Raw genomic sequence first — 19,901 nt, 5'->3', positions numbered from 1 at the left:
AAGAATCGTTTTTTTTTTGCTTTAAACCTTAATTATCGTCATTGTCAGTTTTATCCTTTATTTTGACGTCACCATCATCATCAGTTTTGATTTTGACTTTTCTGTTTTCAGTTTCCATTTTAATTTTGTCGCCATCTTTACTGACATCGATATCAGCACCTTCATCTTTCATTTCGTTTATGATTTTCTCTTTCTCCGTCTCTTCTCTACAAGATGTCAAGGAAAAGGTCATAAACAACGACATAAATGACATAAAAATTATTTTTTTCATAATACTAGTTTTAGTGTTGGATGTAAAATTAACAAGCAATCACCGAACACTTTAACTCTAATCAGTAATTAAGTAACTCATTTATTTTGACTTTGACCTTTTCAGTACTCGGAATCATCGTCTCCTCCAATATTGAATTGAGTGGAATTGCAGGCATATTCTCACTTCCGATGGTCATCACTGGAGCATCTAAAAACTTAAAACAATCTTCCTGAATTTTACCTGCCAAAGCTCGTGCAAAAGAATTATTTGAAGGTTCTTCGGTAACCACAAGGCATTTTCCTGTTTTCTTGACGGATGTCATAATAGTTTCTTCATCCAACGGGAACAAGGTTCTCAGATCAATGATTTCAATTTGGTCACGCATCCCTAATTCGCCTGACGCATTATATGCCCAATGCACACCCATTCCGTAAGTCACAATCGTTATGGTTTCTTTTCCTTCTTGCTTCCAGATTTCTTGAAGTACCCAAGCTTTTCCAAATGGCAATACATAATCCTCACTCGGCTCAACAGAAGTAGCTCCTTTTGTGCCTGGCACCTTACTCCAATACAAACCTTTGTGTTCTAAAATTACGACTGGATTGGGATCGTAATAGGCCGCCTTCATCAAGCCTTTTAAATCGGCACCATTGCTCGGGTAAGCGATTTTAATGCCTCTGATATTAGTGACAATACTTTCTACCGAAGAAGAATGGTAAGGACCACCACTGCCGTAAGCACCAATTGGCACACGCAAAACCATGCTCACAGGCCATTTTCCGTTGGATAAGTAGCAGCTTCTGCTCACTTCTGTGAATAATTGGTTTAAGCCTGGCCAAATATAATCGGCAAATTGAACTTCAACAATGGGCTTTAGTCCAACAGCACTCATCCCAACGGTTGACCCAACAATAAAAGCTTCTTGTATTGGCGTATTGAATACACGACCATCTCCGAATTTTTGAGCTAAGGTTGCCGCTTCTCGGAACACTCCTCCAAGTCGCCCGCCAACATCCTGTCCGTATAACAAACACTCTTTGTGCTTTCTCATCAACTCTTCCACAGCAAACAGGGCACAATCGACCATCACGACTTTCTCTGCACCTTTTGGAGAACGCTCACCCTTTTCTTCAGTAATTGGCGTTGGTGCAAAATCGTGGGTAAATAAATCTTCTGGTTTGGGATCTTCGGCCAGTAGAGATAGATGGTAATCTGTCTCTACGATCGTATGACATTCTTTTTCTATGGTTTCTAAATCATCGTTTGAAAACCCATGGTCCAATAATTGTTGTTTCAACACTGGATAAGGATCCCGTGATCTGGCTTCTTCTAAATCATCACGATACCATTCCATTCGCACACCCGAGGTATGATGATTCAACAAAGGCACTTTAGCATGAACCAAAAATGGCCGACGTTCTTTACGAATGGTGGCAATCACTTTTTCAAGGGCTTCATAACTTTCGATGAAATTGGCTCCATCAATAGTTATGGCTTCCAATCCCTTGAAACCTTTAGCATATTCAAACGCATCTTGCGCTCTGATTTCCGCTGCATTGGCCGAAATATCCCATTCATTATCTTGAACCAGATATAGGATGGGCAACTTTTTCAAGACGGCCATTTGGAAGGCTTCAGAAACTTCGCCCTCGGTTACGGAGGCGTCGCCAAGAGAGCAGACTACAATTGGCGCATTCCCGCGAAGGCGGGAATCTTCTGAATGAACAGACGTATCATAATCATTGGAAAACTCATTTCCCTCAAGAATTGATTTTTTCGTTGTTTCGTTTTCTTCCTTAAAGAGATTACCGTTTTCTCGATATTTAAACCCCATCGCAACACCAGTTGCTGGAATGGCCTGCATTCCAGTGGCTGACGATTGGTGCGGGATTTTAGGTTTATCAAAATCCCGTAAACTTGGATGTGCGTAATAGGTACGTCCTCCAGAAAACGGATCATCCTTTTTAGCCAACAATTGCAACATCAAATCGTATGGTTTCAATCCAAATGATAGCAACATCGCATCATCCCTATAATACGGAAATGCATAATCCTGTGGCAACAATTGCATGCCCAGAGCTATTTGAATCGCTTCATGGCCTCTTGAGGTGGCATGTACGTATTTGGATACTTGCTTGAAATTGGCTTCGTACAATTCTGACATAGCCTTGGCTGTACAAAGGTGTATAAAAGCTTTTTTCAATAGATCTTTTCTTATATTTTTTGACACGAATTCTATAATTTATGTTGAGATCTCACAGTACCGAAACATCGGAATTAAATATGTGAGATTTATATTCATACTATATTTTTCAATTTATCGCTTTGAAGCCTTTCAGGTTTTGAAAACCTGAAAGGTTTGGTGGACGATTTAGGATCAGACCTGACAGGTTTCTAAAACCTGTCAGGTCTTGTTCATATCTATATTTCTCTATTTACATCAAATTGCTCGAAATAATCGGCAACGCGACGCACAAAACTACCGCCTAAAAAACCATCAACCACACGATGGTCAAAGGATAGAGACAAGTACATCATGCTTCTAATCGCAATCTCATCGCCTTTTTCAGTGTCTATCACTTCAGCTCTTTTTTTAATGATCCCCAAGGCTAAAATGGCAACTTCAGGTTGATTGATGATGGGTGTTCCCATGACACTACCGAAAGTTCCTACATTGGAAATGGTAAACGTACTGCCTTTAATGTCATCGCCTCCAAGTTTATTTTCTCGAGCTTTATTGGCCATTTCATTGACGTTTTCAGCCAATGTTCTTAAATCTTTGGTGTTTGCATTTTTCACAACAGGAACAATCAAATTCCCACTCGGTAAGGCCGTTGCCATTCCGATATTGATATCTTCTTTCACGATAATGTTATTCCCATCCACAGAAGCATTGATGTTTGGAAAATCCTTAACAGCTTTAGAGACGGCTTCAACAAATAATGGTGTAAAAGTTAAACGTTCGCCATATTTTTCTTGAAAAGCTTCCTTATTAGCGTTTCTCCAGTTGACCATATTGGTCATATCGGCTTCCACATAAGCGGTGACGTGCGGTGATGTATGTTTCGAATAGACCATATGATCAGCAATCATTTGGCGCATCCGATCCATTTTTATGATTCTACCCTTGCCTTTATCGAAATTCAATTGTGGAATTCGGTAAGCCGTTGGATCTTGCATTACAGGTTGCGCAAACTTATAGGGTCTTCCCTCCTCAATATAATTGAAGACATCGCTTTTTCGTAATCGTCCCTCATGTCCAGTTGCTGGAATTCGAGCAAGTTCTTCAAAACTGATATGTTGTTCTTTTGCTATTTTTTGGATTAGCGGTGAGAAGAAATGATTTGAAGTTGAAAATGAAATGGATGTTGAACTTGAAGTAATTCGTCTTGAAGTAGATCTCGTCGTTTCTGGTTTGTTTGGTCTTTCCTTTGTTTTTTCTTCAGAAACTTCAGATTGAGAAGGAAGAACATCTTTCTTATCAGAAGTTATATCTTCCGAAGCTTCAAAAATTGCAATGATTTCTCCAACTGGAACAACATCTTTTTCTTTAAATAATGTTTGTATTAGTGTCCCAGATTTTGGCGCTGGAACTTCGTTGTCGACTTTATCAGTAGCAACTTCCAAGATAATATCACCTTCTTCAAAGCTGTCTCCTTCCTTGATGAGCCAACTGATGATGGTACCTTCGGTGATGCTTTCGCCCATTTTGGGCATCCTTAATTCCCACGAAAGTGGGAATCTCTTATTTTCTTTCATTTCGATAATTATTAAAATCCAAATTCCAGTTTATACTCAAATCCATCCAGCTTGGATTCATACTTTCAATCAGTTGTATTTTCCAATCACGTTTCCATTTCTTCATCCTTCTTTCTCTTATTAGAGCTTCCTTATCATTGTCAAATATTTCAAAATACACCAATCTATCACAGTTATATTTTGCCATAAATGATTCCTGGTAAATCTTAAGCTTATGTTCTTTTACTCTTTCATCAATATTATTAGTTACACCAACATAAATGACACCTTGTGGCTTATTAGACATGATATAGACGAACCATGATTTCATTGTTTTATGCTTTAGATTCCTGCCTTCGCAGGAAGTTGGTTAATTCCCACGAAAGTGGGAATCTCTTTTCTTTACTCATTATTTCTTGTTTTCAAACCGACATGAATTCAAACCTACAAGGTTTTTGAAACCTTGCAGGTTAGACGTTTTGTTGTTATACTTTTTCCATCAATGCTATTCACCATATCATGATGCTTGAGCCTTTAATCACGAGATTCCCGCTTTCGCAGGAAGTGTTCTCGAAGCGTTTTATAAACATCTTCCTGTATTTTCATGTTTTCAGGAACTTCTCTTAATGGCTCCACTTCTCTTAAACTCTCATGACATTCGGTTGGTAATTGCTGATAGAGCTGTGTCCCTTTGGTTTTCCATGCAATCATTTCGTCACTGACTTCTTTAATCACTTTTGCCGGATTACCAACGACCAAACTTCGCTTTGGAATGATGGTTTCTGCTTTTACAAAACTCATGGCACCTACGATGCTTTCATCGCCAATTTCAGCATCATCCATAATTACTGAGTTCATCCCAATGAGGCAATTTCGACCCAAATTAGCCCCGTGAATTATGGCTCCATGCCCCACGTGCGCACTTTCTTTTAAGGTGATGGACTTTCCCGGAAACATGTGCACCGTGCAATTTTCTTGAACGTTGACACCATCTTCCAGAATAATTTGTCCCCAATCGCCTCTAATGGCAGCTCCCGGACCGATATAGCAGTTTTTGCCGATGATGACATTTCCTGTTACCGCTGCTAAGGGGTGCACGAAACTGGATTCGTGAATGACGGGGGTGTATCCTTTGAATGAGTAGATCATAGTCCTATTCCTGCGAAGGCAGGAATCTTTTATTTTATTTCCTAAATTTTCTGTAGTCGAGATTCCAATTCATACTAATATCCATCCAACCGGGATTTATTTCTTCTATAATGCGAATTTTCCAATCTCTTTTCCATTTTTTTAATTGTCGTTCCCTATTCGCAGCACAACTTCCCTTCTCATACTCTTCTATATATATATATATCAATTTGTCACAATTATATTTTGAAGTAAAGGATTTAGGATAATATTTTAATTGATGTTCTTTGACCCGTTCTCTAATATTGTCGGTAACACCGATATAAATCACTCCTTTAGGCTTGTTTGCCATGATATATACGTATCAATGTTTCATATTTCTTATTATGAGATTCCTGCCTCCGCAGGAATTCACTCATACTCCTTCAACTTCTCCTTCGTAAACTCCGAAAGCACCAATCGCCCGCTTATTTTGGCGCGTTGTAGCAATAGTTGATCCCAATCTTCAGTACCTCGCCAAAACATCGTTTTCATTTCGGCCATGGCTTTTGGATTGTAACCGCACATGTTTTCCGCGAATGTCTTTACAGCCTCATCCAATTCTTCAGCGGAATCGAATACTTGGGTATATAACCCTTTTTGCTTCGCCCATTCCGCGGTATAAAAGGTGTTGGCGTCCATGGCTATTTGCGACATTCCACTTAAACCCAATTTACGTTGGACTGCAGGCCCAACCACAAACGGTCCGATGCCAACATTCAGTTCGCTTAATTTGATTTGGGCATATTTAGTTGCCATACAATAATCGGTGGCTGATGCCAGTCCTACACCTCCACCAACCGTTTTTCCTTGAATACGTCCGATGATGAATTTGGGGCATTTTCGCATGGCATTAATGACGTTCGCGAATCCCGAAAAGAATATCTTTCCTGTTTCCTCATCATTGATAGCAACAAGTTCGTTGAAACTCGCACCCGCGCAAAATGTTCTATCGCCTCCGCTTTGTAGGACGATGACTTTGATATGCTCGTCTTCACCAGCAGCATAAATGGTTCTTGCCAATTCTGACAATAGATGTCCTGGTAAGGAATTTTGCGCAGGATGGAAAAATTCGATATATCCTACTCCGTTTTTGTTTTTTAGTGTTACGTATGGCTCCATATATTAGAATCAAGATTTTTAGAATCAAGAATCAAGACTGTTTTGACTCTTGAATGATGTTTTATGATGAAACCTTTCAGGTTTTGAAAACCTGAAAGGTTTGTCCAAAGTTTAAATTAATCCAAATTGTTCAAAGTGATGGTTAAGGTGTTTCCTTTCCAACAAGTACGATTCATAACGATTCAACTCACCAAAAACTAAGTTTTTCAGTTTTGCTTCTGGATTTTCTTTAAAAAACTCCAAATACTTTTCTCTTTGTTCTTGGAACTTTTGTTTGGCAGTCTCCAAGTCTGGATATTTTAAATCTTCAAGTTTGTCTTTCTCGAGTAATGGAAAATTCGTGTTTCTTGGAAATTTCTCATAGGTATAAAGACTCGCATGAATTTTTTCCAATATCTTTTCCGGTGTTGTGACATCAAAATCCTGAATCTCTCCAGAGGCGATCTTGTAGGTATATTCCAAATGCTCCAACATGTGTTGTGGGGTCATGATACCCCATGTTGGTTTCATGTCTGGAGTTAACTTTGAAAGCAATTCTTCAATTTTATCATCGGTCATTTCTACAAAAACCTCTTGTTTCTTTTGAACCATGGTTAAAATTGTAGCGACAGCTACCAATTCATCTTCCGCATCAAATACCTCAACAAACCATTTTACAATACCGCTGGGATGCTCAGCCGAAGCGACATCTCTATCCACTTTTTGTTTACAGGTTAATCGCACATAAATAGTATCGTTATGATATAATGGGCGTAAGAATCGACAGTCCTCCAATCCGTAATTTGCGGCTACAGGTCCTTTATTTGGATAGACAAATAACCCAGCAGCTGCAGCGATGATGAAATATCCATGGGCAGTTCGTTTTTCAAAAATACTTCCGTCCAAAGAGGTGATGTCTGTATGTGCATAAAAATGATCCCAAGTAAGATTCGAAAAATTGATAATATCCGTATCAGTAAGGGTTCGTTTATGGGTTTTTAACGACATTCCAGGTTGAATGTCCTCCCAATGGTATTTGAAAGGATGTTGGTCGGCTTCAATATATTTGGCTTTAGCTTGATAAATTCCAGTGATTTCAGTCAATGTTGTCGGTGATCCTTGAATAGCGGTACGCTGTAAGTAATGCTTGATTCCTCTTAGACCTCCCATTTCTTCACCACCTCCGGCACGTCCTGGACCGCCATGCACTAAGTTTGGTAATGGTGACCCATGACCTGTACTTTCCTTTGCCATTTCACGATTGATGACCAAAATCCGTCCGTGATGGCTTGCCGCGTTAATCACATATTCTTTGGCGATCTTATCATCATAAGTGGCAATGGATGACACCAATGAACCTTTCCCCATTTGCGCCAAAGTAACGGCTTCTTCTATATCCTTATAAGGCATAATAGTACTTACAGGACCAAAAGCTTCGGTTTCGTGAACCGATAAGTTTTTAAATGGATGGTCTTCGCGTAGCAAAATCGGACTTAAAAAGGCTCCTTTTTTAGCATCGGCACCAATGGTTTCTATTTTATCTAAATCGCCATAAACAATACTGGCGGTTTTCGCCAATTCCTGAACGCGATTTCTAACTTCTGTCACTTGATCTTTACTTACCAAGGCGCCCATTCTCACTTCCTTGAGACGTGGATCACCAATAGTGACTTTGTCCAAGGCTTTTCCTAAGGCAATCTGAACATCTTCGACCAAATCTTGCGGTACTATAATTCTTCGGATTGCCGTACATTTCTGTCCGCATTTGACCGTCATTTCATTTCTGACTTCTTTAATGAACAAATCAAATTCCGGTGTTCCAGGAACAGCATCTTCTCCTAAAACAGAGGCGTTCAAGGAATCTGCTTCCATATTAAATGGTACGGATTCTTCAATGATACGTTTATGCGATTTTAATAGGCGACCAGTGGCTGCAGACCCTGTAAAAGTCACCACATCTTGAGATTCGACCGTATCTAAAATTGTTCGTGCTGATCCTGTAATTAATTGTAATGCTCCTTCTGGTAAAATGCGTGAGGCTATAATTTCACGCACCACAGCTTCCGTTAAAAACGAACCATTTGTTGCAGGTTTAACAACTGCGGGAACACCTGCCATCCAATTGGATGCGCATTTCTCCAACATGCCCCAAACCGGAAAGTTAAAGGCATTGATATGAACAGCCACCCCACGTTTTGGCACCATGATATGATGTGCCATAAACCGTCCGCCACGTGATAAATCGATAGGCTCTCCTTCTACATGATAGGATTGGTTAGGGAATAATTTTCTTAAGGATGCATTGGCAAAGAGATTACCAAATCCGCCTTCAATATCTATCCAGCTATCCACTCTGGTTGCGCCGGTTCTATAGCTCAGTTCGTAGAAACCTTCCTTTCTTTTGGTAAGATATAATGCGAGACTTTTCAACATGTTCCCACGTTCTTGAAAGGTCATTTTGCGAAGTACTTCGCCGCCTTTGGTTCTTCCGTAGTGGAGAATTTCAGCAAAATCCAGTCCTTGAGTGTCTGAAAGCGCAACGACTTCGCCAGTGATGGCATCGTACATAGGGGTGCCTTCTCCTTTACCTTCTATCCATTGTCCTGTGACGTAATTTTGTATTTTTTTCATAGTAACTCCCACGAGTGGGCATCTTATTATTAAACTCCTTACTTCTAATTATAATTCAATTCAAAACTAAACCGCTTTTATTCCAGATCTTAATATTTTAAAATATCGTTCAAGGTTTTTATTGTGTTCTTTAGCTCTTCTTTAGAAGCGGTTCCCAATTTCTTTTTGAATCTATCCTTTGATAGTGCTCTAACGTGAAACACCATAATTTCGGAAATTTCAGACAACCCATTCTCCATGGAAGGATTGATAATTGGATTGCCTTGAAAATTATGAATTGAACTTGACAGGGGACAAACGATAATAACATCAAGATTCTCATTCATTGCAGGACCACTGATTATGATAGCTGGTCTATTTCCAGATTGCTCCCTTCCCTTGACCGGATCAAAATAGACCTTCCAAATTTCACCCTGTTTCATTCCTTTTCTAAATCAGTTATCATCTTAAAGTAATCTGCCATTCCTTCTTCAGCCATATCCAATATTTCTTGTGATTTATTGGCGCGTTGAAACGATTTGACATATTGTGCTCTTGTTATTTCTTCGAGATACAACTGTAATGCTTTTTCGATAAGTTTATTCTTTGGCATTTTAAGTTCCTTTGCCAATTTAGAAAGCTTTTCAAGCAATTCGTCCGGTAATGATGATGTAAATGTTGCCATTTTATATTTATTTTATATAAATATAGATAATATTTATAGATTAATCAAAGCTACAAGACTGGTTATTCAAACCTACAAGCAGGTTTAAGCTCTTGCAGGATTGATACCCACATTTTCGATAATAGCAGCATAACCTTGTCCAACCCCAATACACATTGTAATCAAGGCATATCTTTTCCCGGTCTCTTTCAACTCTAACGCAGCAGAATACGCCACTCTTGTTCCCGTTACACCGAGCGGATGACCAATGGCAATGGCACCTCCGTTAGGATTCAATCTTGGGTCGTCATCTGCCAACCCCCAAACCCTTGTACATGCCAAAGCCTGTGCTGCAAAAGCTTCGTTGAGCTCGATGATGTCCATGTCATCCATCGTCAAACCTGCTTTTTCCAATGCCTTATTAGAGGCTTCCACTGGACCGATGCCCATGACTCTTGGTTCGACACCAACCACTGCTGAACTTATAATTCTCGCCAATGGTTTTAAATTGTATTTTTTCACAGCTGCTTCAGAAGCGATAATCGTTGCGGCGGCTCCATCGTTAAGTCCTGATGAATTCCCGGCCGTGACGCTTCCTCCCTCAGTTTTGAATGCACCACGCAATTTCCCTAAAACTTCTAAAGAGGTATTCGGTTTTACAAATTCATCTTTTGAAAACAGAATGGGATCCTTCTTTCGTTGAGGAATTTCAACAGTCATGATTTCTTTAGCTAAACGTCCGTTTTCTTGGGCTTTAGCTGCTTTCATCTGACTCCAACAAGCAAACTTATCTTGATCTTCACGGGAGATCTTATATTTGTCTACCAGATTTTCTGCGGTTTGTCCCATGCCTTCTGTTCCATATAATTTTTCCATTTTCGGATTGACAAAGCGCCAGCCAAAACTGGAATCGTACATTTTAGCATCGGATCCAAATGCGCTGGATGGTTTGGCAATTACATACGGACCGCGGGTCATGTTTTCCACACCTCCGGCAATAAAGACATCGCCATCACCAGCTTTTATGGCGCGATTGGCATGAATGATTGCCGATAATCCTGAACTACATAAGCGGTTGACCGTTTCACCTGGAACTGAAAATGGTAAACCAGCCAATAATGAAGCCATACGCGCCACATTTCGGTTGTCTTCTCCAGCTTGGTTTGCACAGCCCAAAATGACATCGTCATACGCTTCTTTTGGAATGTTTGGGTTCCGTTTGACAATTTCTGCTATGACCAAAGCTGCTAAATCGTCAGTTCTTACTGCCGATAAAGTGCCTTGATAACTTCCTATTGGCGTTCTAATTCCGTCAATGATATATGCTTCTTTCATAAGCTTATGTCATTCCCGCGAAGGCGGGAATCTTTTCTTTTGTTTTGTTATTAATTTCCAAACCTACAAGGTTTTAGAAACCTTGCAGGTTGAATTGTTACTTGTTTGTTTAATTCAGTATTTCCGAAAACGTATCGCCTTGTCTGATGTCGCCCGTTTTATAACCTTTCATAAACCAATGCATACGTTGCTCGGAAGTACCATGGGTAAAGCTATCTGGTTGCACGCTACCTTGCGTTCGTTTTTGAATAGCATCATCACCTACAGCGTTTGCAGCGCTTAAGGCTTCTTCGATATCACCTTCTTCCAGATATTCTTTGTTATGATACGCCCAAACACCTGCGTAAAAATCGGCTTGCAGTTCTTGTGCTACCGAAAGCTGATTGGCTTGTGCCGCACTGGACTGTTGTTGCATCTGTCTTACTTTTTGAGAAGTGCCGAGCAAAGTCTGAATATGGTGGCCAACTTCATGTGCCGTGACGTAAGCAATGGCAAAATCACCTCCTTTGGCTCCAAATCTTGTTTTCAATTCATCAAAAAACACCAAATCCATATAAAGTTTATGATCGGCAGGACAATAAAAAGGTCCTGATGCAGAGCTGGCATTTCCACAGCCACTTCTTACCGCATCTGTAAATAATACCATTCCTGGTTCTTTATAATCGCCAAGATTATTCTCTCTAAAAATTTGGTTCCATACATCTTCTGTATCTGCTAAAAGCGTTGCAGCAAAGTCCCCCATTTCTTTCTCCTCTGCAGTTAATTCCCGTTGCTCACCGGGTTCTGATACAGATTGAGATTGATTGACTTGATCTAAAATTGGAGCCAACACTTGCCCTGTTTCACCTCCAAAGAGCTGCAGCAAAACAACCACTACAGCTATTATACCACCACCAGCAGCTAATTTGCCTTTATTGGACATGCCTCTACGGTCTTCCAAATTGCCACTTTGTCTTCTACCTTTCCATTTCATATGTTTTGTTGTTTAAAATTATTAGTTATTAAATTTAAAACATTCTTTGTTATTCTTCCCAATCTTTATTGGTCCTATATACGACACCTTTGAAAAGAGCCACTAATTCATCGCCTCGCTTGACTTCGATGATATTAAATCCTAATTTATTTTTCACCTTCTCAATTACGGACTCAGCCACGATATAATCGCCTTCATTTAATGCTTCGATATGATTGATACTCGTTTCAATGGAAACTGCGTATTTACCATGAGTATTGGCCGCAAATCCGAAAGCAGTGTCTGCTAATGAATAACTGATGCCACCGTGGGCCTTTCCCATGCTATTTAGCATTTCTTTTCTAATCGTCATCCCAACTTTGCAACGACCAATCTCACATTCTAAAATTTCAATGCCGAGGTAGGTGCTGTAGGCATCGAGTGAGAGCATTTTGTAAGGGATGAGGTTTCCGTTTATTGGCATTAGGTATTTGGAATTAGGGATTAGTTATTTGCGTTTCTTTCTAAAATCTTCTTTCTTAAAGAAGACATCATTTTTGTCAATTCTGAAATCAACTTTCTATTTTCTTCATCTTCATCAAAATTAATATATAACCTTCGTTTGGCTTTTGTACTGCAACTAACACACTCATTTGCGCTATAAATGGCATAATTTATATGCTTAACAAATTGTGCATCAGAACCAGGATAGCCTTCTGCAATATTTAAAGCAATCGAATCGGCTGCTCTTCTGAACTGTGATGATAAGGCGTACAATTCGTATGCTGGAAACTTTTTGACTATCACATCAACGACTTCCCCAAAGTCCATCGCTTTCTGATAAACTTGTAAATCTTCAAACTTAAAATGAAATGCACTTTTCATACTAATACCAAATGCCTAATACCTAATCCCTCAATAACTCTAATAAAAAAATGTTAGTCCCTCCGTTTCCTCATACTTCAAACCTCAATCCGTTAGTTTTCATCCTCCTCAACAACGGACTACACCGATACCTATCCTCACGATACTCATCATATAATTCATCCATTTTTGAAACACACCAATCGATTCCTTTTTCATTTGCCCACGCCAATAAGCCTTTAGGATAGTTGACACCCTTGGTCATGGCATTATCGATGTCTTCTGCGGAAGCAATGTTCATGAATAACGCATCTGCGGCTTCATTAATAAGCATAACCAATACACGGTCGAAAATTTGCTGCGTTAGTTTTTTGTCATGAGAGTCCTTCTCTCGATAATAATCGCGTTCAGGAATGATTATACCACCATTTTTATCATAATCGTAATAACCTTTTCCTGATTTCCTTCCCAAATAGCCGGCTTCAGCAAAACGTTTTTGGGTAAAGGCTGGTTTGTATCTCGGATCGAAATAAAAGGCAGTAAAAACAGTTTCTGTAACTGTATAGTTAACGTCGTTTCCAATGAAATCCATTAATTCGAAAGGCCCCATTCTGAAACCCCCTAAAGTTTTCAAACTCTCATCGATGGTTGCGAAATCAGCAATACCTTCTTCGTATATTCTTAAAGCTTCGCCATAAAAAGGTCTTGCAACCCGATTGACTATAAATCCGGGCGTGTCTTTTGCCACGGCAACGACTTTTTTCCAATCGGATATAATTCTTGTCGATTTCTCCAAAACTTCTTTTGAGGTTTGAATAGCTGGAATTACCTCAACCAGTCGCATCAATGGCGCAGGATTGAAAAAATGGATTCCTATACAACGTTCTGGCTTTTTTAATGAAGCCGCAATCGATGCTATCGATAAGCTTGAAGTATTGGAAGCGATAATACACTTTTCAGAAACATAGGTTTCCAGTTCTGAAAACACTTTTTTCTTGATGTCCAGGTTTTCAACAATCGCTTCGATGGTCAAATCGGAGTCTGATAGGTATTTTAAATCATTGACGTAGGAAATGTTGTTTTGGATTCGGGATTTTTCGTCAGCATCAATACGATCTTTTTCAATCAATCGTGATAATATTTTTTCCAAAGCTGCTTTTGCCTTGTCCAATGCGAATTGATTGGTATCGTACAATTTTACTTTGCAACCCGCTGTTGCAGCTACTTGTGCGATGCCACTTCCCATGGTTCCTGAGCCGATGATTCCTATTTTCATGAATAACGAATATTGAATTTTAAATACTGAATATCGAAGTTTAGTTTAGTCATCCTAATCAATAATTTAAACCTGCCAGGTTTTGAAAACCTTGCAGGTTGAGAAATTGCTTTATTTCCCGATGAAATTCGGTTTTCTTTTTTCAACAAATGCAGCAACGCCTTCGGCGTAATCTTCGGTTTGCGCTGCTTCAATTTGTAATTTAGATTCTAATGCTAACTGGGCCTCCAAGTCGTTGGTCATGGAAGTATTGAATAATTCCTTGATCATTCCCAAAGCTTTTGTAGGCATATTGGCAAGTTTTAAAGCCAGTAGATTGACCTCTTCTTCAAAAGTCTCTAAAGGCAGAACTTTATAGAGCATTCCCATTTTTTCAGCTTCTTCTGCAGACACTTTATCGCCAAGCATAGCCAATGCCAATGCTTTTTGAAATCCGATAAGTCTTGGCAAGAAGAAAGTTCCTGCACTATCAGGCACCAAACCAATGAGACTAAATGCTTGTATAAAACTGACCTTTTCATGAGCCACGACTATATCGCAAGCTAAGGCAATATTTGCTCCCGCTCCTGCCGCCACACCGTTGATTGCGCCAATGATTGGTTTTTTAATCGAGCGGATTCTCGTGATTATCGGATTGTAATGCTCTTCCAATATTTTCTTAAAACCGGGATTTAATTCTGGCGATGTCACTTCTTTTAAATCTTGACCCGCACAAAATGCCTTTCCGTTTCCAGTCAAAACGATGGCTCGAACCTCGTCGTTTTTTTCACAAGCATCAAGTGTGTCTTGTAACCGCAATGCCATTTCGCGATTAAAACTATTGAAGACTTCTGGGCGGTTGAGCGTGATATAGGCAACCTTGTTTTCTATTTTTAATAAGATACTTTCGTTCATACTTTCTATTTAAAAACCTACAAGGTTTTGAAAACCTTGCAGGTTAATTCATTCTACTTTAAACATTTAAAATAATCAAAGGGTTCTAAGCAGTCATCGCACTGAAACTGTGCCTTACACGCTGTTGAACCAAATTGGCTCACCATTTTTGTATTTGTTGAGCCGCATTGCGGACATTTTACCAGGCGTTTGCCGTGCAGTAAAACATCTTTGTCGGCTTCAGCACCTAAGGGAGCTGCAATGCCATAATCTTCCAATGCCTTTCTGCCTCTTGGCGTAATCCAATCGGTGGTCCAAGCTGGGGATAAGATCAATTCTACTTCCGATTTGTATCCTGCATCTTTTAAAGCCTTTTTAATGTCGTCACCAATAACATCCATGGCAGGGCATCCACTGTATGTTGGTGTGATTTGAACTTTCACTACATCATTTTCAAAAACAGCAGAACGCACGACGCCCATATCCATAATAGAGAGGACTGGGATTTCCGGATCGGAAACTTGTTCCAATATTGGAATCAAAGCCCCATCCACCTTCCCCGAAGGGGAAGAGTTCTTACTCGAACGCAATATATCTTTCGCTTTATTCATAACAGTTTCCTCCCGTCGGGAGGATTAAGGTGGGCTTCTTTTTTACCATTCCATATTAGGGTAAGTGCGTTGCATGTATTGCAGTTCCGCCAATAAAAACCCTATATGTTCGGTATGGATACCCATTTTCCCTCCTTTTTGGAAATACTTAGATTCTGGAATGGACAAGGTTGATTCTTCTAAAATCGTATTTACTTTTTCGTAATAAGCTGCTTTTAATTTGGTGACATCTACACCGATACCTTCTGAAACCATCGCTTTATCAGCTTCAGTTTGATGGAACAATTCATCAGTATAGGTCCATAAATCGTTAATTGCTGCTTGCATTCGGTTGTGACTTTCTTCGGTGCCGTCGCCTAAACGCCTGATCCAATCCGATGAAAATCGCTGATGGTACCTTACCTCTTTAATGCATTTTGTAGCGATTGCCGCCAAGGTCATATCCTTACTTTTCTTCAACTCTGTTAAAAACAGTAAGTGATACACATCAAATAAAAAGTGACGTGCCATAGTATAAGCAAAATCGGTGTTGGGCTGTTCTACTAAAAGCACGTTTAGATATTCGCGTTCTTTTCGAAGCATGGCAATGTCGTCTTCAGTTCGTCCATCGCCTGCGATTTTGGCGGCGTATTGATAATAACTGCGCACCTGTCCGAATAAATCCAAAGAAATATTGGTACAGGCAATGTCAGTTTCCAAACTTGGGCCGTGGCCGCAGAGTTCGCCCATGCGTTGCCCGAGGATTAGGGAGTTGTCGGCGATGCCGAGCAAATATTGATAGAGATTATCTTTCATTTTAAAAAATTGATGATTATCGATCACTGAACTTCTACATTCAACAATCAGTATTCACATATCGCGAATCGTTATTTAGAAAAGATTTCTGCCTTCGCAGGAATTGAGTTACATATATTCAACCTCATCAGGCAATTCGTAAAACGTTGGATGACGATATACTTTATCTTTTGCTGGCTCAAACATTTCACCATTGTGTTCTGGATTGGATGCGGTGATGTTTTTGGATTCTACAACCCAAATGCTGACGCCTTCATTTCTTCTGGTGTAAACATCACGTGCATTCTCAAGTGCCATGTCTGCATCTGCTGCGTGGAGACTACCAAAATGACGATGCTCCAGGCCGTTTTTACTTCTTACGAAGACTTCCCATAATGGCCAATTCTTTGTTGTTGTCATAGTTTTGTAACTTAATATTATGTTTCAAACCTGAAAAGTTATAATTCAAACCTACAAGGTTTTGAAAACCTTGCAGGTTGTTATACTGCTTCTTTTTCTTTTCTTTCCGCTTTCTTCTCTGCGTGTGCCATGGCTGCATCTCGCACCCATTCGCCGCGTTCCCATGCACCAACTCTGGCTTTCATACGCTCTTTGTTCATTGGACCATGACCTTTGACCACTTGCCAAAATTCATCCCAATCAATCTCACCAAAGTCATAACTACCACGTTCTTCGTTCCATTTCAAATCGGGGTCGGGAATGGTCAATCCGATCAAATCTGCTTGTGGCACGGTTTGATCAATGAATTGCTGACGTAATTCGTCATTTGATTTACGTTTCAGTTTCCATTTCATGGATTGTTCGGTATGCACAGATTCTGCATCTGTAGGGCCTAACATCATTAAACTCGGCCACCACCATCGGTTTAAAGCATCTTGTGCCATTTCCTTTTGTTCAAGTGTACCGTTTGCCAACTTAATCATGATTTCATAACCTTGACGCTGATGGAAACTTTCTTCTTTACAAACTCTTACCATTGCTCTTGCATAAGGACCAAAAGAGGTGCTGCATAATGGCACTTGATTGATGATAGCTGCGCCATCGACCAACCATCCAATTGCGCCCATATCGGCCCAAGTAACGGTTGGATAGTTGAAAATACTTGAGTATTTCGCTTTTCCAGTATGCAATTGCTCATACATTTCTTCACGTGTAATGCCCAAGGTTTCGGTTGCAGAGTAAAGGTACAGACCATGACCTGCTTCATCTTGGACTTTTGCCAACAAGGCTACTTTTCGTCTTAAAGAAGGGGCTCTGGTGATCCAATTCCCTTCGGGAAGCATCCCTACGACTTCTGAATGTGCATGCTGCGACATCTGACGAATATGCGTCTGACGGTACTTTTCTGGCATCCAATCTTTCGGTTCGATTTTTTCGTCTCTTGCGATACGTTCTTCGAATTGCTTTTCTAAATTTCTTATTTGCTCTTCACTCATAAGCCTCACCCCAGCCCTCTCCGATGGAGAGGGAGCTTATAGGGAATTTGATTTTAAGTTATTAAATTTAACGTTATTTTTGCGTCGTAATTTCTTTTTATTTAAACCTACAAGGTTTTCTTCCTTCGGCGGAATGGTGGAAACCTTGCAGGTTGTTCGCACTTTATCTTTCTAACTATATTCTGTTTCCTTCACAATCTGCGTTAGGGATTACTCGCCCACTCTTATTTTATATTTTGGGTCTCGTGAATGCTTCGCATTTGAGGCATTGTTGGAGCTCCTCGAAGAGAGCGACTGCCGAAAGCCCGACCCGCCGCGGCGGGTAACGCCCAAATTACTATTATCATTTAAACCTTCCAGGTTGCTGCCTGCTAAACGTCAAAATCGACAACAACCTTATCGCTTGTTGGTACCGCCTGACAACTCAATACATAATTCTGTGCCACTTCCTTATCGGCGAGTGCGTAATTCTTTTTCATTTTCACCGAACCTTCTATGACTTGACATTTACAGGTGCTACAAACGCCGCCTTTACAGGCAAATGGCAAATCGGCTCCTGCTGCCAATGCACCATCCAAAATAGTATCGAAATCATCATCCATGATGAAATGGAATTCCTTTCCACCATCGATAATCGTCACTTGTGTACCATCAATTCGTTGCTCAAGGACTTCTGCTATATGTTTATTTTCTTCTTCTGAACTGCCCGTAAAAAACAATTCGAAATGGATATTATCCTTAGGCATTCCTGCCGCTTGTAACTCATCACGAATCAAGAAAATCATATCTTGTGGGCCGCAGATGAACGCATGTTGCGTATCAGGTATATCAATAAAGGTTTTGGTCAGCACCGCCAATTTTTCTTTGTCAAAGCGACCGTTCAAAAACGGAATATCACGCTGTTCCTTCGTTAAAAAATAAAAGACCTGAAACCTGCCAAAGAATTGATTTTTAAGCTGTTCAATTTCTTCTTTAAAGATAATGGATTTTACGGTCCTGTTCAAGTAAAACAGCTTAAAGGTACTGTTAGCCTCCTCGTGTAAATGCGTTTTAATGATGGACAACAGTGGTGTAATACCACTTCCTGCGGCAAATGCGATATAATTGTTATGGGATTCAACATCCACATCAACTGTGAATTCGCCATGTGGGACCATTACCTCAAGAATATCTCCCTTTTTCAATTCGTTAAAGGCATAATTTGAAAACACGCCGTCCCGTATGGTTTTAACAGCAACTTTCCATTCGCCATCCAACGGACTTGAGAACAGCGAATAATTACGCCGAATGTCCTCACCATTGATTTCTTTTCGCAAAGTCAAATGTTGACCTTGTCGGTATTTAAATTTTTCCTTTAACACATCAGGAACATCAAAAGCAATGACTACGCAATCTTTTGTTTCCTTGTATATATCTGCCACTTTGAGGTTGTGGAATTCTGCCATAATAGTGCCACGCCTTAATGCGCGATAAATTGTTAATATTCGAAACTTTACAAAACTAAAAGATTACATCTTTAAAGTCTTCAAATCTATCTGCCTACAAATTTTTCGAAAACTTGTCAGCTATCAACTAACGCTTGTTAGTTTGAATGACAAATTTACAAAATTTATTGTAAACTATTTGTTAATTCCGTTGATGAGAACCTCGCTCAAGTTTTGGGCTAAGGCTTTTGCGTTAATTTCTTCTTTTTTGGGGATCCATAAATACAAGGAGCGCAGTGTAGAAAGTATTGAGAACATCACTACTTCAGGGTTTGTATCGACAATTTCATTAGAAGAAATTCCATCTCTAATAATCTCTACAAAATCTTGTTCATAGCGCTCTCGTAATCCCAAATAATAATCCAGTTGGCCTTCTAAATGCATCCAATCATTGTTGAGGGATGCCATTCCATGAGGGTTCTTTGTTGTAATATCGACGTGGAGTGCTACAATCAGTTTCAACTTTTCGATGGCCGTCTGATCTAATTTTTTAATTGCATCCATACCTTGTGTGAATTCTTCAGCCAAAGAAATGATGATAGCTTTTAGAATTTCCTGCTTAGAGTTGATGTGATTGTAAAGGCTTGCCGCTTTCATGCCCATGGCCGTTGCCAAATCGCGCATGGTTACAGCACTATACCCTTTGTCTTTAAAAAGTTCTGTGGCTGTGTTTATGATTTCATCTCGACGGGTACCTTCGGTGTTCAAGTTCCTATGTTTAAAATTCAAGGTTTCTTCAATA

22 protein-coding genes are annotated in these 19,901 nt (G+C 39.8%); all 22 read right to left on the bottom strand.

Going from position 1 to position 19,901, the window contains the following annotated elements; translation table 11 throughout:
• Positions 1–28: 28 nt before the first annotated feature.
• The 22 genes from J4051_RS03205 to J4051_RS03100 all read right to left on the bottom strand — a co-directional run bounded on the left by J4051_RS03205 (position 29) and on the right by J4051_RS03100 (position 19,867).
• Complete coding sequence (locus tag J4051_RS03205) at positions 29–271, bottom strand: hypothetical protein (protein ID WP_208232344.1); 243 nt, start codon at positions 269–271, stop codon at positions 29–31.
• Between the two features lie 61 nt (positions 272–332).
• Positions 333–2,417 carry an alpha-ketoacid dehydrogenase subunit alpha/beta gene (locus J4051_RS03200; protein ID WP_208232380.1) on the bottom strand — a complete coding sequence of 695 codons (2,085 nt, stop codon included), beginning with the start codon at positions 2,415–2,417 and terminating at the stop codon, positions 333–335.
• A gap of 257 nt (positions 2,418–2,674) precedes the next feature.
• Positions 2,675–4,012: a dihydrolipoamide acetyltransferase family protein gene (locus J4051_RS03195; RefSeq protein WP_208232342.1), complete on the bottom strand. Its 1,338-nt coding sequence runs from the start codon at positions 4,010–4,012 to the stop codon at positions 2,675–2,677.
• Complete coding sequence (locus tag J4051_RS03190; RefSeq protein WP_236027176.1) at positions 3,999–4,322, bottom strand: GIY-YIG nuclease family protein; 324 nt, start codon at positions 4,320–4,322, stop codon at positions 3,999–4,001. Before J4051_RS03190 ends, J4051_RS03195 begins: the two co-directional genes overlap by 14 nt.
• A 203-nt stretch (positions 4,323–4,525) precedes the next feature.
• Positions 4,526–5,140, bottom strand: a complete 615-nt coding sequence (locus tag J4051_RS03185; RefSeq protein WP_208232340.1) for an acyltransferase — start codon at positions 5,138–5,140, stop codon at positions 4,526–4,528.
• 34 nt (positions 5,141–5,174) lie between these two features.
• Positions 5,175–5,471, bottom strand: a complete 297-nt coding sequence (locus tag J4051_RS03180) for a GIY-YIG nuclease family protein (RefSeq protein WP_208232339.1) — start codon at positions 5,469–5,471, stop codon at positions 5,175–5,177.
• A 59-nt stretch (positions 5,472–5,530) separates the two neighbouring features.
• The gene (locus J4051_RS03175; protein WP_208232337.1) at positions 5,531–6,280 is read right to left on the bottom strand and encodes an enoyl-CoA hydratase/isomerase family protein; all 750 of its coding nucleotides are present in this window, start codon (positions 6,278–6,280) and stop codon (positions 5,531–5,533) included.
• 111 nt (positions 6,281–6,391) lie between these two features.
• The gene (paaZ, locus tag J4051_RS03170) at positions 6,392–8,890 is read right to left on the bottom strand and encodes a phenylacetic acid degradation bifunctional protein PaaZ (protein ID WP_208232335.1); all 2,499 of its coding nucleotides are present in this window, start codon (positions 8,888–8,890) and stop codon (positions 6,392–6,394) included.
• An 89-nt stretch (positions 8,891–8,979) separates the two neighbouring features.
• Positions 8,980–9,312: a type II toxin-antitoxin system PemK/MazF family toxin gene (locus tag J4051_RS03165; protein WP_208232333.1), complete on the bottom strand. Its 333-nt coding sequence runs from the start codon at positions 9,310–9,312 to the stop codon at positions 8,980–8,982.
• A complete protein-coding gene (locus J4051_RS03160; protein ID WP_208232331.1) occupies positions 9,309–9,554 on the bottom strand; it encodes a ribbon-helix-helix domain-containing protein in 246 nt (81 codons plus the stop codon). Before J4051_RS03160 ends, J4051_RS03165 begins: the two co-directional genes overlap by 4 nt.
• Positions 9,555–9,638: 84 nt before the next feature.
• A complete protein-coding gene (pcaF, locus tag J4051_RS03155; RefSeq protein ID WP_208232329.1) occupies positions 9,639–10,868 on the bottom strand; it encodes a 3-oxoadipyl-CoA thiolase in 1,230 nt (409 codons plus the stop codon).
• A gap of 109 nt (positions 10,869–10,977) precedes the next feature.
• Positions 10,978–11,841 carry a KPN_02809 family neutral zinc metallopeptidase gene (gene ypfJ / locus J4051_RS03150; RefSeq protein ID WP_208232327.1) on the bottom strand — a complete coding sequence of 288 codons (864 nt, stop codon included), beginning with the start codon at positions 11,839–11,841 and terminating at the stop codon, positions 10,978–10,980.
• A gap of 49 nt (positions 11,842–11,890) precedes the next feature.
• Positions 11,891–12,304 carry a PaaI family thioesterase gene (locus J4051_RS03145; protein ID WP_208232325.1) on the bottom strand — a complete coding sequence of 138 codons (414 nt, stop codon included), beginning with the start codon at positions 12,302–12,304 and terminating at the stop codon, positions 11,891–11,893.
• A 20-nt stretch (positions 12,305–12,324) separates the two neighbouring features.
• Positions 12,325–12,705: a four helix bundle protein gene (locus tag J4051_RS03140; RefSeq protein WP_208232324.1), complete on the bottom strand. Its 381-nt coding sequence runs from the start codon at positions 12,703–12,705 to the stop codon at positions 12,325–12,327.
• A gap of 70 nt (positions 12,706–12,775) precedes the next feature.
• Complete coding sequence (locus tag J4051_RS03135; RefSeq protein ID WP_208232323.1) at positions 12,776–13,960, bottom strand: 3-hydroxyacyl-CoA dehydrogenase NAD-binding domain-containing protein; 1,185 nt, start codon at positions 13,958–13,960, stop codon at positions 12,776–12,778.
• Positions 13,961–14,071: 111 nt separating this feature from the next.
• Positions 14,072–14,854 carry an enoyl-CoA hydratase-related protein gene (locus J4051_RS03130; RefSeq protein WP_208232321.1) on the bottom strand — a complete coding sequence of 261 codons (783 nt, stop codon included), beginning with the start codon at positions 14,852–14,854 and terminating at the stop codon, positions 14,072–14,074.
• Positions 14,855–14,907: 53 nt separating this feature from the next.
• Positions 14,908–15,444, bottom strand: coding sequence for a 1,2-phenylacetyl-CoA epoxidase subunit PaaD (gene paaD, locus J4051_RS03125; protein WP_208232319.1), 537 nt, complete (start codon positions 15,442–15,444; stop codon positions 14,908–14,910).
• A 42-nt stretch (positions 15,445–15,486) separates the two neighbouring features.
• Entirely contained in the window at positions 15,487–16,239 is a 753-nt protein-coding gene (paaC, locus tag J4051_RS03120) for a 1,2-phenylacetyl-CoA epoxidase subunit PaaC (protein WP_208232318.1), read from the bottom strand.
• A gap of 108 nt (positions 16,240–16,347) precedes the next feature.
• A complete protein-coding gene (paaB, locus tag J4051_RS03115; protein WP_208232317.1) occupies positions 16,348–16,638 on the bottom strand; it encodes a 1,2-phenylacetyl-CoA epoxidase subunit PaaB in 291 nt (96 codons plus the stop codon).
• Between the two features lie 80 nt (positions 16,639–16,718).
• The gene (gene paaA, locus J4051_RS03110) at positions 16,719–17,675 is read right to left on the bottom strand and encodes a 1,2-phenylacetyl-CoA epoxidase subunit PaaA (protein WP_208232316.1); all 957 of its coding nucleotides are present in this window, start codon (positions 17,673–17,675) and stop codon (positions 16,719–16,721) included.
• 371 nt (positions 17,676–18,046) lie between these two features.
• Entirely contained in the window at positions 18,047–19,120 is a 1,074-nt protein-coding gene (gene paaE, locus J4051_RS03105; protein ID WP_208232315.1) for a 1,2-phenylacetyl-CoA epoxidase subunit PaaE, read from the bottom strand.
• A gap of 174 nt (positions 19,121–19,294) precedes the next feature.
• Positions 19,295–19,867 (bottom strand): TetR/AcrR family transcriptional regulator, encoded by a 573-nt coding sequence (locus J4051_RS03100; RefSeq protein WP_236027174.1) that lies wholly within the window; start codon positions 19,865–19,867, stop codon positions 19,295–19,297.
• Positions 19,868–19,901: the final 34 nt, after the last annotated feature.

Origin of the sequence: Gelidibacter pelagius, assembly GCF_017581925.1 — a bacterium.
GTDB classification, from domain to species: domain Bacteria; phylum Bacteroidota; class Bacteroidia; order Flavobacteriales; family Flavobacteriaceae; genus Gelidibacter; species Gelidibacter pelagius.
The sequence above is the reverse complement of the archived record's forward strand: the minus strand, read 5'-3'. Positions and strand labels throughout refer to the sequence as shown.